This window comes from Citrobacter sp. KH_055_1 (assembly GCF_057838705.1).
Map to the genome: position 1 here is coordinate 3,262,022 of NZ_CM174473.1, position 15,164 is coordinate 3,277,185.

Below are 15,164 nucleotides of genomic sequence, written 5' to 3' on the forward strand. Positions count from 1 at the left end.
TTCGCCTGTTACGCGCTATCTTTCAAGCCAGGAATACGCAGACATCAGATTGGCTGCGTCATCAAGCCAACCGATTTCACGCCTGCGCTGTGTAACAGATTCAGCGCTTTAATTATTTCATCATAAGGCACGTCTTTCGCACCACCGATTAAGAAGACCGTTTTCGGATTGGTCTGCAGGCGGCTTTTCGCTTCCGCGATAACCTGCTCCGGCGGCAGTTGATCCATTCTGTCTTTCTCAACCACCACGCTGTACTGCCCAACACCGGAAACTTCAATAATGACCGGTGGTTCGTCGTTACTGCTGACGGCCTGCGATTCGGTCGCATCCGGCAGATCGACTTCCACGCTCTGGGTAATGATCGGCGCCGTTGCCATAAAGATCAGCAGCAGCACCAGCAGTACATCGAGCAGCGGTACAATATTGATTTCGGACTTAAGTTCGCGACGACCTCGTCCACGCGTTCTGGCCATGGTTTACCCCTTGTTGCTCTCGCTAACGGTAAACGCCTGGCGGTGCAGAATCGCGGTGAACTCTTCCATGAAGTTGTCGTAATTCAGTTCCAGCTTATTCACACGCTGATTCAGTCGGTTGTACGCCATTACCGCCGGGATTGCCGCAAACAGACCGATTGCGGTGGCAATCAGTGCTTCTGCGATACCCGGAGCAACCATTTGCAAGGTTGCCTGTTTTACCGCACCGAGGGCGATAAACGCATGCATGATCCCCCAAACGGTACCGAACAGACCGATATACGGACTGATGGAACCGACGGTGCCGAGGAACGGAATATGCGTTTCCAGTGTTTCCAGCTCACGGTTCATGGAGATACGCATCGCACGGGATGCCCCCTCAACCACCGCTTCCGGTGCATGGCTATTAGCCCGATGCAATCGCGCAAATTCTTTGAATCCGCTGTAGAAAATTTGTTCAGAACCCGTCAGGTTATCACGACGCCCCTGACTTTCCTGATACAGGCGCGATAATTCGATGCCGGACCAAAACTTGTCTTCAAACGCTTCTGCTTCACGTGAAGCCGCATTCAGTATACGGGTCCGCTGGATAATAATGGCCCAGGATGCGATTGAGAAACCAATCAAAATCAACATGATAAGTTTAACCAGAAGGCTTGCCTTCAGGAACAAATCAAGGATATTCATGTCAGTCACTGCTTAAACTCCGCGACAATAGACTTGGGAAGCGCACGAGGCTTCATCTTGAGTGGATCAACGCAAACAATCAGAACTTCGGCTTCATTCAGCACGGTGTTCTCTGCGTTGACAATGCGTTGCGTGAAAACCAATGAGGTGCCACGCATTGACGTAATTTCGGTTTGGACTTCGAGCATGTCGTCGAGCCTGGCTGGCGCAAAATATTCCAGGGTCATCTTGCGCACCACAAAGGCTACACGTTCGGCCAGCAGCACTTGCTGACTAAAGTGATGATGACGCAGCATCTCTGTGCGTGCTCGTTCATAAAAAGCGACGTAACTGGCGTGGTAAACCACCCCACCGGCGTCGGTGTCTTCATAATAGACACGAACCGGCCATCGAAAAATATACTTATTCATTCTTACTGCCTCTTTGTTGGCTTCGCCCACTCACACCGGTTACTTACTTTTGTAAGCGCCAGGTGACTCGCGTTCTTGCCGCCGCGATGCTTCAAGAATGTCGTTTGTATATCGCGTTGTATTCACTTTACATCCCGGTAATGCAACAAAAGTTAGAGCTTTTAACCGGTGCTACTATACGCGCGGGAATGATGCTTTGGAATGGGGGAAAGTAAACGGAGAGTAAAAAATTATGGGCTTATGCAAGCCCATAAATATTTAAGGATGTTTCTTATTCAAAAGAAGAAGAAAATCAGACCAACCACCAGCACGATGTCGGCTATCAGCGGGCAGAAGATGCCCTGCCAGTGCACCGCGCGAGGACGAAACCCGACGCCATGGATAATGCCAGCGCAGACCGCCCACATCAGCAGAAGGCCATGCCAGATTTCAAGCTCGCTGGTTTTTGCTGCGAAGCGTGAGGGATCCCAAAAAATACATCCTGCCAACACTAACGCCATGACTAAAGAAAGCGCCCGCAAGGGGCGCTTATCCATCGCGTTATATAACATCGCGATAACGTTGGTCATTAGCTTTCTTCTGGCCCTGCTTTGCCTGCTTCGACATGCTCAAGCGCCAGCGCTGTGATTATCCCAAATGCACAGGCAAGAAGCGTTCCCAAAATCCATGCGAAATACCACATTTTAAGCTCCTTACTTAGTACAGAGAGTGGGTGTTGTTTTCAATATCTTCTTTGGTGATACGACCGAACATTTTCCAATAACACCAGCTGGTGTAGAGCAGAATGATCGGTACAAACACCGCCGCAACCCAGGTCATCAGGTTCAATGTTCTCTGGCTGGAGGTAGCATCCCACATGGTCAGGCTGGCATTCATCATGGTGCTGGATGGCATCACAAATGGGAACATTGCGATACCCGCAGTCAGGATGATGCAGGCCAACGTCAGTGAAGAGAAGACGAACGCCCAGGCCCCTTTCTCCATACGAGACGTCAGGATGGTCAGCAGCGGCAGGGCTACACCCAGAGCCGGAACCAGCCACAGGATAGGTGCATTGTTAAAGTTCACCATCCATGCGCCCGCAACTCGCGCGACTTCTTTGGTCATCGGGTTAGAGGCAGCGTGGTGATCCAGTGCAGAGGTCACAACATAACCGTCAATACCGTACATCACCCAGACACCGGCCAGCGCGAAGCACACCAGAGTAACCAGCGCGGCAACCTGTGAAGTAGCACGTGCACGCAGGTGCAGTTCACCTACAGTACGCATCTGCAGATAGGTCGCGCCCTGAGTGATGATCATGCCCACGCTTACTACACCGGCCAGCAGACCAAACGGATTCAGTAACTGGAAGAAGTTACCGGTGTAGTACAAACGCATGTACTCATCCATATGGAACGGAACCCCTTGCAGCAGGTTACCGAACGCCACACCAATGACCAGCGGCGGTACGAAGCTACCAATGAAGATGCCCCAGTCCCACATGTTGCGCCAGCGCATGTCTTCAATCTTAGAGCGGTAATCAAAACCGACCGGACGGAAGAACAAGGACGCCAGTACCAGAATCATCGCCACATAGAAGCCGGAGAACGCAGCGGCATACACCATCGGCCAGGCAGCAAATAATGCGCCGCCCGCGGTGATGAGCCAAACCTGGTTACCGTCCCAGTGTGGGGCGATGGAGTTAATCATAATTCGACGCTCGGTATCATTACGACCGAGGAAACGGGTGAGCATGCCCACCCCCATGTCGAAACCATCAGTGACTGCAAAACCAATCAGCAGAATGCCAACCAGCAGCCACCAGATAAAACGCAATACTTCATAATCGATCATTTGACGACTCCTGTCTTAGCGTGCCGGCTGAGAAGTCACAGTGGACTGCTCGTAGTGATAACGACCGGTTTTCAGGCTGCTCGGGCCAAGGCGTGCGAACTTGAACATCAGGTACAGTTCAGCCACCAGGAACAGGGTATACAGGCCGCAAATCAACAGCATCGAGAAGATCAGGTCGCCCGCAGTCAGTGACGAGTTCGCCACGGCTGTCGGTAGCACTTCACCTATCGCCCACGGCTGACGCCCGTACTCTGCAACAAACCAACCGGACTCAATCGCAATCCATGGCAGCGGAAGCGCATACAGCGCCGTGCGCAGCAGCCATTTTTTCTCACCGATACGGTTACGAATGACGGTCCAGAAGGAAACCGCAATGATAGCCAGCATCAGAATGCCGCACGCCACCATGATACGGAACGCAAAGTACAGCGGAGCGACACGAGGAATAGAATCTTTCGTTGCCTGCTGAATTTGTGCTTCGGTCGCGTCGGTCACTTTGTCGGTATAGCGTTTCAGCAGCAGACCATATCCCAGGTCTTTCTTCATGCTGTTGAACTGGTCACGAACGGCCTGATCGGTGGAACCCGCACGCAGTTCTTCCAGCAGCTGATACGCTTTCATCCCGTTACGGATACGCTCTTCGTGCTGCACCATCAGGTCTTTCAGACCAATGACCGGCGTATCAACAGAGCGGGTGGCAATGATGCCCAGCGCGTAAGGGATTTGAATCGCAAAATGGTTTTCCTGCGCATCCTGGTCCGGAATACCGAACAGCGTAAAGGATGCCGGTGCAGGCTGGGTTTCCCACTCTGCTTCAATCGCGGCAAGTTTGGTTTTCTGCACGTCGCCCATTTCGTAACCGGACTCATCACCCAGAACGATAACAGACAGAATGGCAGCCATACCGAAGCTGGCAGCGATGGCAAAAGAACGCTTAGCAAATGCGAAGTCACGACCGCGCAGCATATAGTAAGAGCTGATACCCAGAACGAACATCGCGCCGCAGACATAACCAGACGCTACAGTGTGAACAAATTTCACCTGTGCAACCGGGTTAAGCACCAGTTCAGAGAAGCTCAGCATCTCCATGCGCATGGTTTCGAAGTTGAAATCCGCTGCAATTGGGTTTTGCATCCAGCCGTTCGCCACGAGGATCCACAGCGCAGACAGGTTTGAACCCAATGCCACCAACCAGGTGACGCACATATGCTGGACTTTACTCAGACGGTCCCAGCCGAAGAAGAACAGACCTACAAAGGTGGATTCGAGGAAGAAGGCCATCAAACCTTCGATCGCCAGCGGCGCACCGAAAATATCCCCGACATAGTGGGAATAGTAAGACCAGTTAGTCCCGAACTGGAACTCCATGGTCAGACCGGTAGCCACACCCAGAGCGAAGTTGATACCAAACAACTTGCCCCAGAACTTGGTCATATCTTTATAAATCTGTTTGCCGGAAAGGACGTAGACCGTTTCCATGATGGCCAACAAAAACGCCATACCCAGCGTTAGTGGCACAAAAAGGAAGTGGTACATCGCGGTCAAGGCAAACTGTAAGCGCGACAGTTCGACTATATCTAACATCATGACTCCTTGCTCATCGCATGAAGACTCCGAGAGTGAACCCCGTTAGAAAGGGTCACACGCATGCCCCAATACAAATTTATTTGCGTCCTTCCACCGTCGCTCTTTCTTCTCATTTGAAGAAAGGACAATGATGAAAAGTTACAAACATGTTAATAAAACACTCAAATTGATCCCGCAATTATATTACGCCGTAAAATCCTTACAATAAACAGGTTTTTATCGAGACAAATTTGCATTTTTCGATAGTGATCAATTTATAGCTAATTTACCACTTTCAGACCAATTTGATCTGCAGCAATTTAACCTCATTTGATGAGGTTTACCAAGTTTTAAACATTGATTTAAATCAATTTACAGATTTAATGTTAATGATGTTTACCGATAACATGACTAGTGAATTTCATGTTAATTTCTTGTTTTACAATAAGTAATCATAGTTACCATAAATGATAGATTATTAATTAAAATCCACACGATCTTTTAAGCCATCAAGATGGCAACGGTCAGGAGGTAGATAAAGAGTCACTCTTGCTGGGTAGCTCACAGTTTTTTTTTAGCAAGCCATAACATTGTTATTTTATACAAATAATTCATTTTATTTTCACTTATAATTAACACCGAGATGTAACTATCTCAATCAGAAGTGAAATGCGGCTGCATTCAGTGACTCTACTGAAGCGGGATCACCGCCGCGCGCCGAAACCCAAACATCATCGCCCAAAACATCATTATAAGTTATAGGTCATTCCTTCTCTATGCTTATGCGGCAAAGATTAAATATGTTCCGAACAATCTATTATCATTTTTATCTTAAATTTAACAAAAAATATTTCTGCCATATAAGATATATAAATAAAAAAACGTTATGTCGTTCACAAGTTATTTAGTGAACCTACCTTTTTCTATTATTAAAAATCGCACATTAAAACCTCGCATAACAAAATAAGATTTTGATCACAAAGATGGCAAGTCATTTATTAGTGAAATTACTAACAAAATGACAATGCGACAAAAACAACAACACAACTCATTGAATCATCACAGATTTACCAAAATGCAATTATAACAATCATTTTAATCAGGATATTTTGAAAATAGATCAATTGCTTCCTTTTCAGCTTCCACAGAAACTCCGACTCTATTAAGAGGTTGTCACAATCCATGTTCTAAATATTAAAAAATAATTTTTACTTATTGACCATCAGCCCTACAGAGGATTCCCCATGAAGAAATCTACACTTGTTATTGGCGTTATCGGTGCTGACTGCCATGCAGTAGGCAATAAAGTTCTGGATCGCGTTTTTACCTCCCACGATTTTCACGTAATCAACCTCGGGGTGATGGTGAGTCAGGATGAATATATTGATGCCGCGATTGAAACAGGCGCGGATGCCATCGTGGTGTCATCTATCTATGGCCACGGTGATATCGACTGCCTCGGCTTGCGTGAGCGCTGCATCGAACGTGGCCTCGGCGATATTCTGCTCTATGTCGGCGGCAACCTGGTTGTGGGTAAACATGACTTTGCAGACGTCGAAGTGAAGTTTAAAGAAATGGGCTTTAACCGCGTCTTTGCACCAAGCCACGACCTGGAAGATGTTTGTGCGCTTATCACCAATGACATTCACCAACACAATGGCCTCGAGCAGCGTTGCCTGGAAGAGGCTATCTGATGCAAACAGTTTCTGTCGATATCGGCTCGACATGGACCAAGGCAGCCCTCTTCGCACATGAAGGTGAAGAATTAACGCTGGTAAACCATGTCCTGACCCCAACCACCACACATCATCTGGCAGACGGTTTTTTTGCCAGCCTGAATCAGGTGCTAAATGTTGCCGATGCTCGCCCGTTACTGAAAAGCGGTGAAGTGCAGTTGAAATACTCCTCGTCAGCCAAAGGTGGACTCGCCGTTGCAGCAATGGGGCTGGTGCCTTCCATTACGCTGGAATCGGCCAAAGTAACCGCCCATTCGGCTGGCGCAAAAATCGCGCAATATTATTCGTACAAACTTAACCGCCATGACATTCAGGAGCTGGAATCATCACCACCAGACATCCTGTTGTTTACCGGCGGCACGGATGGCGGTGAAGAAAGCTACGGTCTGGCTAATGCGCGTGCACTGGCCGAGTCAAAGCTTGATTGCGCCATTATCTACGCTGGTAACCGCGACATTCAGGACGATGTGCAAACTCTCCTGGGACATAAAGATCTGACTACGGTAGATAACATCCTGCCCGATCTCGACCACCCTAATCCGTTTGCTGCTCGTCAGGCCATTTGCGATGTGTTTTTGTCCCGTATCGTCAAAGGCAAAGGACTGGACGTTATTGTCGGTGAAACCGGCGAAGAGCCGATGCCCACGCCGTGGACGGTGTATGAACTGGTAAAAGCGATTAGCGACTACGACAGCGCATGGAAGGAATTCATGCTGATCGACATGGGCGGCGCCACCACGGATGTCTATTCAGCCAGCGCGAATACCCTCTCCCCTGACACCGTTCTGCACGGCGTCCCAGAACCCTTCGTCAAACGTACTGTTGAAGGCGATCTGGGGATGCGAGTTTCCGCCGTTGTCGTCGGAGAAAGCACGCAGGAAATGGTGAAAGTTATCTTTGCCCAACAGCCACAGCGCGAAGAGGCGTTTTACCGCTATCTGCGCCATCTGGTTGGGCAACCGGATTACCTGCCACTCAGCGAGGAAGAGAAATATTTCGACACCCTGCTGGCAGGTTTGTGCGTGGGCTATGCCACTGAGCGCCACGCGGGCACTAAAAAGCAGGTTTGCACCTGCGTAGGTAACGTGGATTTACAGATGGGTCGCGATCTCACCACCGTACGCAAAGTTGTCGGTTCAGGGGGATGGCTCTCGCGCGCCAGCCAGTTTGATATTCATAACTGGCTCAAATATCGGGAGTTAGACGACCAGGGTAAAAGAATTCTGTTACCGAATCAGTTTGAGTATTACCGCGATTCACATGGCCTGCTCCCTCTACTGGCAAACGTCGCCAGGCTGTACCCGCAAGCCGCTGCTCGCACCAGCATTCAGTGTTTAACCCTATAAAACTTAAGGCAGCTACGAATGGAACTTCGAAATAAAAAACTGACCCATGACGAATTTATGACCGAAAGGCTGCAGGTGTTACAAACCTGGGAAACCGGCAAAGACGTTGAGAACTTCGAAGATGGCGTGAAGTACCAACAAACAATTCCAGACCAGAAGCGCTTCTCCCTCGCGCTGTTGAAGGCCGATCAGGAAGGTAAAACCCTGAGCCAGCCGCGTGCAGGCGTTGCATTAATGGATGAGCACATTGCGCTGCTCAAAACATTGCAGCAAGAGTGCGACCTGCTGCCCAGCACCATCGATGCTTATACCCGTCTGAACCGTTATGAAGAAGCCGCCGTCGGGATCCAGAAATCTATCGAAGCGGGTACGTCCAAGCTGAATGGTTTACCGGTCGTCAACCACGGGGTTGCTGCCTGCCGTCGGATGACGGAATCCCTGGAGAAACCTATCCAGGTTCGCCACGGTACGCCAGATGCGCGCTTGCTGGCAGAAATTGCCATGGCCAGTGGTTTTACCAGCTACGAAGGTGGCGGTATCTCTTACAACATCCCTTACGCCAAGCGCGTCACCCTGGAAAAATCCATCCGTGACTGGCAGTACTGCGACCGTCTGATGGGACTGTACGAAGAAAACGGGATTCGCATTAACCGTGAACCCTTTGGTCCGCTGACCGGCACCCTGATTCCGCCATTCATGTCTCACTCCGTCGCGATCATCGAAGGTCTGCTGGCGCTGGAGCAAGGCGTGAAGTCCATTACCGTGGGCTACGGCCAGGTCGGTAGCCTGACGCAGGACATTGCTGCGATTCAAGCGCTGCGTGAACTGTCACACGAATACTTCCATAACTACGGCTTCGACGACTATGAACTGAGCACCGTATTCCACCAGTGGATGGGCGGATTCCCGGAAGACGAAGCGAAAGCTTTCTCCGTCATCGCCTGGGGTGCGGCAGTGGCTGGCATGTCTGGCGCAACGAAAGTGATCACCAAGAGCCCGCATGAAGCATTTGGTATCCCGACTGCGGCAGCAAACGCCCAAGGCCTCAAAGCGTCACGTCAGATGCTGAACATGGTTAGCGACCAGAAATTCCCGCAGTGCGCAGCCGTGGAGCAGGAAGTAGAACTGATTAAGAGCGAAGTCCACGCAGTGCTGAAGAAAGTCTTCGAACTGGGTAATGGCGACATTGCACGCGGTACCGTGCTGGCCTTTGAAGCAGGCGTACTGGACGTGCCTTTCGCACCTGCAGCCTGTAATGCTGGCAAAATCCTGCCGGTTCGCGATAACTCAGGCGCAATCCGTATTCTTGAAGCCGGCTCCGTACCGTTGCCGAAAGATATTCTCGCCCTGCACCACGACTACGTCGCAGAGCGCGCCCACTTTGAAGGCCGCAAGCCTTCTTTCCAGATGGTCATTGATGACATCAACGCCGTATCCCACAGTAAATTAATAGGAAGACCATAATGAAAATTAAACAGGCCCTTTTCACAGCTGGCTACTCCTCATTTTATTTTGACGACCAGCAGGCCATTAAAGACGGCGCAGGTCACGATGGGTTCATCTATACCGGCACGCCGGTAACGCCTGGATTTACTTCTGTTCGCCAGGCGGGTGAATGCGTTTCGGTTCAGCTGATTCTGGAAAACGGCGCGGTAGCGGTCGGTGATTGTGCAGCTGTACAGTATTCCGGTGCGGGCGGTCGTGACCCGCTGTTCCTGGCAGAGAACTTCATTCCGTTCCTCAACGATCACATCAAACCGCTGCTGGAAGGTCGCGATGTCGATGCGTTCCTGCCAAACGCCCGTTTCTTCGACGAACTGAGCATTGACGGTCGTCTGCTGCATACCGCCGTTCGCTACGGCCTGTCTCAGGCGCTGCTGGATGCCGCTGCGCTGGCGACCGGTCGTCTGAAAGCAGAAGTCGTTTGTGACGAATGGCAGCTGCCATGCGTTCCGGAAGCGATTCCTTTATTCGGCCAGAGCGGCGATGACCGTTATATCGCCGTAGACAAAATGATCCTCAAAGGTGTGGACGTTCTGCCGCACGCGCTGATCAACAACGTCGAGCAGAAGCTGGGCTTTAAAGGTGAAAAACTGCGTGAGTATGTGCGCTGGTTATCCAACCGCATCTTAACCCTGCGCACCAACGAAGCGTATCAGCCTACGCTGCACATTGATGTGTACGGCACCATCGGTCTGATTTTCGATATGGATCCGGTTCGTTGCGCCGAATACATCGCCAGCCTGGAAGTTGAAGCACAGGGCCTGCCGCTGTACATCGAAGGTCCGGTTGATGCCGGTAACAAACCGGATCAGATCCGCATGCTGACTGAGATCACCAACGAGCTGGCTCGTCTGGGCTCCGGCGTGAAAATCGTGGCCGATGAATGGTGTAACACCTATCAGGATATCGTCGACTTCACCGATGCGGGCAGTTGCCACATGGTGCAAATCAAGACCCCGGATCTGGGTGGTGTTCACAACATCGTTGATGCAGTGCTGTATTGCAACAAACACGGAATGGAAGCCTATCAGGGCGGCACCTGTAACGAAACCGAGATCAGTGCACGTACCTGCGTACACGTCGCGCTGGCCGCGCGTCCAATGCGCATGCTGATCAAACCGGGTATGGGTTTCGATGAAGGTCTCAACATCGTGTTTAACGAAATGAACCGCACCATCGCGCTGTTGCAGACTAAGGATTAAGAGATGGCACGCACATTTAAGATCTTATCGCCTACGGCTATCCTGGGTTATGGCTTCCCGGAAGAAAGTTTTCGTAAAGCCATGGAAGAGTTACCGGATCTTATTGCTGTTGACGCGGGTTCCTCGGATCCTGGCCCCCACTACCTCGGGGCAGGTAAACCGTTTACCGACAGGGCCGGCGTAAAACGCGATCTGCGCTATATGATCGTAGCAGGCGTTAAGAACAACATCCCGGTGGTCATCGGCACAGCCGGTGGTTCAGGTGCTGCTCCGCATCTGGAGTGGTGTCGCCAGATTATCCATGAGATTGCGCAGGAAGAAAAACTGTCCTTCTCTATGGCGCTGATCCCGTCTGATGTTGACAAAGAGGTCGTTCATCAGGCGCTGGATAACGGCAAAATCACCGCCCTGGATTTTGTCCCTGAACTGACTCACGAGGCGATTGAAGAGAGCACCTACATCGTCGCACAGATGGGCGTTGAGCCTTTCCAGCGTGCGCTGGAAGCCGGTGCGCAGGTGGTACTGGGCGGACGAGCCTACGATCCGGCCTGCTTCGCCGCACTGCCGATTATGCAGGGCTTTGATGAAGGTCTGGCGCTTCACTGCGGTAAGATCCTTGAGTGTGCTGCTATTGCCGCCACCCCGGGCTCCGGCTCAGATTGTGCGATGGGGATCATTGACGACAACGGCTTTACGCTGAAAGCGTTCAATCCAAAGCGTAAGTTCACTGAAACTTCCGCCGCAGCGCACACTCTGTATGAGAAGTCCGATCCGTACTTCCTGCCGGGACCGGGCGGCGTGCTGAACCTGAAGGCGTGTACCTTCACGCAGGTAAACGACGGCGAAGTGTATGTCAGCGGCTCACGTCATGAAGAGACGCCGTATGCGCTGAAACTGGAAGGTGCACGTCAGGTTGGCTTCCGCTGCCTGACCATCGCCGGGACACGCGACCCGATTATGATTGCCGGAATTGACACCATTCTTGAAGAGGTACAGGCAAGCGTAGCACGTAACCTTTCACTGAATGATGACAGTATCCGCATGACGTTCCACCTGTACGGGAAGAACGGTGTGATGGGCAATCATGAGCCGATTAAAACCGCCGGTCACGAACTGGGGATTTTACTGGACGTGGTCGCACCGACGCAGGATATCGCCAACAGCGTCTGCTCGCTGGTGCGCTCTACCCTGCTGCACTACGGCTATGAAAATCGCATTGCGACTGCGGGCAACCTCGCTTTCCCGTTCTCGCCATCTGATATTCAGAGTGGTCCGGTGTATGAGTTCTCAATCTATCACCTGATTGAAGCAAGCGATGCACTGCGTTTTGATTTCCACATTGAACAGGTCACGCCAGAAGGAGTTCAGGCATGAAACACTCAATTTGTTCACTGGCGCAGGTCATCCGTTCCAAAAATGCCGGACCGTACGAACTGGTTTTAGATATTTTATTTAAAACCAAGGAAGACTATCAACGAGTAAAAGCGTCCGAGCAATTAACACCGCAACTGATTGCTGGATTATATAATGTCGAGCCTGACTTTATTCATAACATTGTCTGGTTTGACCCGGCAAATGCGGTAAAGATCGTCATGCCTCGCGATATTATTTCCGGCAACGTCGGTGACAATGATGTTTATGGCGCGCAGCAACATGCTCCATTATTAAGTATTGAGTTCGATTTGTAATAAAAAACAAAATAACAACCATTGGAGCACAGAATTCAGCAGTATCACAGTGCTTCGAAGTATTCATGCGGTTGGTCACAACAGGCGTGCGCCTGAGCTACTGTTCCAGCTCAGGTGCCCGCCACCCTACACAATTTTCATTACCAGCCTTTATCCGATGGAGTACACATGAAGAAAATTAGTTTAACGAAGATGATCATATTAGGCCTGATACTCGGCATGATTGCCGGGGTGGCCATAAATAATATGGCCGCGGCTGAAACAGCAAAATCTTATGCAGCGGATATTTCTATTTTCACCACTATATTCTTACGTATGGTGAAAATGATTATCGCGCCATTGGTTATCTCCACACTGGTTGTTGGTATTGCCAAAATGGGCGATGCCAAAACGCTGGGACGTATATTTTCTAAAACCTTTTTCCTGTTTATTTGCGCCTCTCTGGTGTCAATTGCGCTGGGTCTGGTTATCGTTAACATCTTCCAGCCAGGTGCGGGCATCAACTTTGTTCCGCATGACGTCGGTGCTGTCGCAGCCGTTAAGTCAGAGCCGTTCACGCTGAAAGTATTTATCTCGCACGCGGTACCGACCAGTATCGTTGACGCGATGGCACGTAACGAAATCCTGCAGATCGTGGTGTTCTCAATTTTCCTCGGTTGCAGCTTGGCCGCCATTGGCGAAAAAGCCGATCCTATCGTGAAGGTACTGGACTCGCTGGTACACGTGATGCTGAAGCTGACTGGCTACGTCATGCTGTTCGCACCGCTGACCGTTTTTGCTGCGATTTCCGGTCTGATTGCCGAACGTGGTCTGGGTGTGATGGTGAGCGCCGGGATCTTCATGGGTGAGTTCTACCTGACGCTGGGTATGCTGTGGGCCATCCTGATTGGCCTGTCGACAATGATTGTCGGCCCATGCATCAGCCGCCTGACTAAATCCATTCTTGAACCGGCTCTGCTGGCCTTTACCACCTCCAGTTCTGAAGCCGCCTTCCCAGGCACGCTGGACAAACTGGAGAAGTTTGGCGTCTCTTCCAAAATTGCCAGCTTCGTACTGCCTATCGGTTACTCGTTTAACCTGGTCGGCTCCATGGCCTACTGCTCCTTTGCCACCGTCTTTATTGCCCAGGCATGCAACATCGAACTGAGCATGGGTGAGCAAATCACCATGCTGTTGATCCTGATGCTGACCTCTAAAGGGATGGCGGGTGTACCGCGTGCGTCCATGGTAGTTATCGCCGCTACGCTGAACCAATTCAACATTCCGGAAGCCGGTCTGATCCTGCTGATGGGCGTCGATCCGTTCCTCGATATGGGTCGTTCTGCCACTAACGTAATGAGTAATGCCATGGGTGCTGCCATCGTGAGCCGTTGGGAAGGTGAACACTTCGGCCAGGGTTGTCGCGGAACTGCACCAGTGAAAACCCCGGAACAGGATCGTCCGGTTACTGAAACGGAAGTTGCTTTGTCTTAATCATTTGATAACTGCGATCTGTAGACCGGGTAAGGCGTTTACGCCGCTATCCGACAAGAGAGCCACACCTGATGGCGACGCGAAGCGTCTTACCAGGTCGATAAGGTTTTTCCGGTCTACGGATCTTTTTTCACAACACCACCAGGAAAACACAATGAATAAAACACTTCTCGGCGTAAGTCTCTTTTCTTTCAGCGTCTTGTTTAGCGCAACCACGTTCGCGCAAACCACGCCGGATTACGCCAAACTGATCGAACAGGCACACCAGAAATTTAAAAGTAACAATGACGGAAAAGTCGCCGACTATATCCCTGCTCTGGCGACCTATAGCCCGAAAAATTTTGCCATCACCATTGCCACCGTTGACGGCAAAATCTACCAGGTTGGCGATGTCAACAAACCCTTCCCGATGGAATCCCTGAGCAAAGTCTTCACCATGGCATTGGCTATGGAGCAGCATGGCCCACAGGTGGTTCTGGATAAACTCGGCGCCAATGCCACCGGCATGCCATTCAACTCAGGCTTAGCCGTTGAACTGACCAAAGGCGCACCGGAAAACCCGCTGGTTAATGCCGGCGCAATGAGCACCGTTAGCCTGATTGAAGCCAAAGACAAAACCGATCGCTGGAACAAAATCCTCGATAACCTGAACGTCTGGGCAGATGCCAAACTGACCGTGAACGAACCGGTGTTCAAATCTGAAATGGATACCAACCAGCACAACCAGGCGCTGGCGAAGCTGATGGAATCCTACAACAGCTTCTATGGCGACACCGACGAAGCCGTTGAAATTTATACCCGTCAATGCTCAGTCGATATCACCGTTGAGCAACTGGCCAAAATGGGTGCTGTCCTCGCCAACAAAGGAAAGTCTCCGTTTAACGGCAAGCAGTTGTTGAACGAAAAATATGTGCCGCAAGTATTGGCTGAAATGGCGATTGCCGGGTTGTACGACGGCAGTGGCAAGTGGCTGTATACCGTCGGCCTGCCGGCGAAAAGCGGCGTTGGCGGCGGAATGGTTGCTGTTGTCCCGGGTGAATATGCGATAGCTGTTTATTCTCCGCCGCTGGATGAAGCCGGTAACAGCGTTCGTGCCCAGAAAACTATCGAATATGTCGCCGAAGCGACAAAAGCCAACATCTTTTTAGCGAAATAAGCCCGTGCCGGATAGCGCTAACGCGTATCCGGCCTCCTCGCTAAAACTTCTCCGGCCAGCAAAGTTTGCTTTTTTGTTGGCCGGAACC

Annotated in this window: 15 protein-coding genes; 8 read left to right on the forward strand and 7 right to left on the reverse strand. The window is 50.9% G+C overall.

What is annotated here, in order from left to right; all coding sequences use genetic code 11:
- Positions 1–44: 44 nt before the first annotated feature.
- The 7 genes from tolR to cydA form a co-directional block, all read right to left on the reverse strand.
- Positions 45–473: a colicin uptake protein TolR gene (gene tolR / locus AC3ITF_RS15470; protein ID WP_005125437.1), complete on the reverse strand. Its 429-nt coding sequence runs from the start codon at positions 471–473 to the stop codon at positions 45–47.
- Between the two features lie 3 nt (positions 474–476).
- Positions 477–1,169 (reverse strand): Tol-Pal system protein TolQ, encoded by a 693-nt coding sequence (gene tolQ, locus AC3ITF_RS15475; RefSeq protein WP_096757819.1) that lies wholly within the window; start codon positions 1,167–1,169, stop codon positions 477–479.
- Positions 1,166–1,570 carry a tol-pal system-associated acyl-CoA thioesterase gene (ybgC, locus tag AC3ITF_RS15480; protein ID WP_045441116.1) on the reverse strand — a complete coding sequence of 135 codons (405 nt, stop codon included), beginning with the start codon at positions 1,568–1,570 and terminating at the stop codon, positions 1,166–1,168. Before ybgC ends, tolQ begins: the two co-directional genes overlap by 4 nt.
- Positions 1,571–1,845: 275 nt before the next feature.
- Entirely contained in the window at positions 1,846–2,139 is a 294-nt protein-coding gene (ybgE, locus tag AC3ITF_RS15485) for a cyd operon protein YbgE (protein ID WP_096757820.1), read from the reverse strand.
- Positions 2,139–2,252: a cytochrome bd-I oxidase subunit CydX gene (cydX, locus tag AC3ITF_RS15490; protein ID WP_096757821.1), complete on the reverse strand. Its 114-nt coding sequence runs from the start codon at positions 2,250–2,252 to the stop codon at positions 2,139–2,141. The genes ybgE and cydX overlap by 1 nt, the downstream gene beginning before the upstream one ends.
- Before the next feature lie 14 nt (positions 2,253–2,266).
- Complete coding sequence (gene cydB, locus AC3ITF_RS15495; protein WP_115259034.1) at positions 2,267–3,406, reverse strand: cytochrome d ubiquinol oxidase subunit II; 1,140 nt, start codon at positions 3,404–3,406, stop codon at positions 2,267–2,269.
- 15 nt (positions 3,407–3,421) lie between these two features.
- Complete coding sequence (cydA, locus tag AC3ITF_RS15500; RefSeq protein WP_096757823.1) at positions 3,422–4,990, reverse strand: cytochrome ubiquinol oxidase subunit I; 1,569 nt, start codon at positions 4,988–4,990, stop codon at positions 3,422–3,424.
- Positions 4,991–6,216: 1,226 nt separating this feature from the next.
- On the opposite strand from cydA, the gene glmS reads away from it, so the two are divergent.
- The 8 genes from glmS (at position 6,217) to glsA (ending at position 15,076) form a co-directional block, all read left to right on the forward strand.
- Positions 6,217–6,666, forward strand: coding sequence for a methylaspartate mutase subunit S (gene glmS, locus AC3ITF_RS15505; RefSeq protein ID WP_096757824.1), 450 nt, complete (start codon positions 6,217–6,219; stop codon positions 6,664–6,666).
- Complete coding sequence (gene glmL, locus AC3ITF_RS15510; RefSeq protein ID WP_115259035.1) at positions 6,666–8,054, forward strand: methylaspartate mutase accessory protein GlmL; 1,389 nt, start codon at positions 6,666–6,668, stop codon at positions 8,052–8,054. The genes glmS and glmL overlap by 1 nt, the downstream gene beginning before the upstream one ends.
- 18 nt (positions 8,055–8,072) lie before the next feature.
- Entirely contained in the window at positions 8,073–9,518 is a 1,446-nt protein-coding gene (locus AC3ITF_RS15515; RefSeq protein WP_096757826.1) for a methylaspartate mutase subunit E, read from the forward strand.
- Positions 9,518–10,759: a methylaspartate ammonia-lyase gene (locus AC3ITF_RS15520; protein ID WP_117342261.1), complete on the forward strand. Its 1,242-nt coding sequence runs from the start codon at positions 9,518–9,520 to the stop codon at positions 10,757–10,759. The genes AC3ITF_RS15515 and AC3ITF_RS15520 overlap by 1 nt, the downstream gene beginning before the upstream one ends.
- Before the next feature lie 3 nt (positions 10,760–10,762).
- Positions 10,763–12,133, forward strand: coding sequence for an acyclic terpene utilization AtuA family protein (locus AC3ITF_RS15525; protein ID WP_489175815.1), 1,371 nt, complete (start codon positions 10,763–10,765; stop codon positions 12,131–12,133).
- On the forward strand, positions 12,130–12,447 hold the full coding sequence (locus tag AC3ITF_RS15530; protein ID WP_115259037.1) for a DUF4387 domain-containing protein: 318 nt from the start codon (positions 12,130–12,132) through the stop codon (positions 12,445–12,447). The genes AC3ITF_RS15525 and AC3ITF_RS15530 overlap by 4 nt, the downstream gene beginning before the upstream one ends.
- Positions 12,448–12,615: 168 nt before the next feature.
- Positions 12,616–13,920, forward strand: coding sequence for a dicarboxylate/amino acid:cation symporter (locus AC3ITF_RS15535; RefSeq protein WP_489175816.1), 1,305 nt, complete (start codon positions 12,616–12,618; stop codon positions 13,918–13,920).
- Between the two features lie 154 nt (positions 13,921–14,074).
- Positions 14,075–15,076, forward strand: a complete 1,002-nt coding sequence (gene glsA / locus AC3ITF_RS15540; RefSeq protein ID WP_117342259.1) for a glutaminase A — start codon at positions 14,075–14,077, stop codon at positions 15,074–15,076.
- Positions 15,077–15,164: the final 88 nt, after the last annotated feature.

What these genes read in the sequence shown, in the direction of transcription:
- AC3ITF_RS15520 (WP_117342261.1), top strand. Translation starts at nt 9,518, where the DNA reads ATGAAAATTAAACAGGCCCTTTTCACAGCTGGCTACTCCTCATTTTAT.
- ybgE (WP_096757820.1), bottom strand. Translation starts at nt 2,139, where the DNA reads ATGACCAACGTTATCGCGATGTTATATAACGCGATGGATAAGCGCCCC.
- glsA (WP_117342259.1), top strand. Translation starts at nt 14,075, where the DNA reads ATGAATAAAACACTTCTCGGCGTAAGTCTCTTTTCTTTCAGCGTCTTG.
- AC3ITF_RS15530 (WP_115259037.1), top strand. Translation starts at nt 12,130, where the DNA reads ATGAAACACTCAATTTGTTCACTGGCGCAGGTCATCCGTTCCAAAAAT.
- cydA (WP_096757823.1), bottom strand. Translation starts at nt 4,990, where the DNA reads ATGTTAGATATAGTCGAACTGTCGCGCTTACAGTTTGCCTTGACCGCG.
- ybgC (WP_045441116.1), bottom strand. Translation starts at nt 1,570, where the DNA reads ATGAATAAGTATATTTTTCGATGGCCGGTTCGTGTCTATTATGAAGAC.
- cydB (WP_115259034.1), bottom strand. Translation starts at nt 3,406, where the DNA reads ATGATCGATTATGAAGTATTGCGTTTTATCTGGTGGCTGCTGGTTGGC.
- AC3ITF_RS15525 (WP_489175815.1), top strand. Translation starts at nt 10,763, where the DNA reads ATGGCACGCACATTTAAGATCTTATCGCCTACGGCTATCCTGGGTTAT.
- AC3ITF_RS15535 (WP_489175816.1), top strand. Translation starts at nt 12,616, where the DNA reads ATGAAGAAAATTAGTTTAACGAAGATGATCATATTAGGCCTGATACTC.
- glmS (WP_096757824.1), top strand. Translation starts at nt 6,217, where the DNA reads ATGAAGAAATCTACACTTGTTATTGGCGTTATCGGTGCTGACTGCCAT.
- tolR (WP_005125437.1), bottom strand. Translation starts at nt 473, where the DNA reads ATGGCCAGAACGCGTGGACGAGGTCGTCGCGAACTTAAGTCCGAAATC.
- AC3ITF_RS15515 (WP_096757826.1), top strand. Translation starts at nt 8,073, where the DNA reads ATGGAACTTCGAAATAAAAAACTGACCCATGACGAATTTATGACCGAA.
- cydX (WP_096757821.1), bottom strand. Translation starts at nt 2,252, where the DNA reads ATGTGGTATTTCGCATGGATTTTGGGAACGCTTCTTGCCTGTGCATTT.
- glmL (WP_115259035.1), top strand. Translation starts at nt 6,666, where the DNA reads ATGCAAACAGTTTCTGTCGATATCGGCTCGACATGGACCAAGGCAGCC.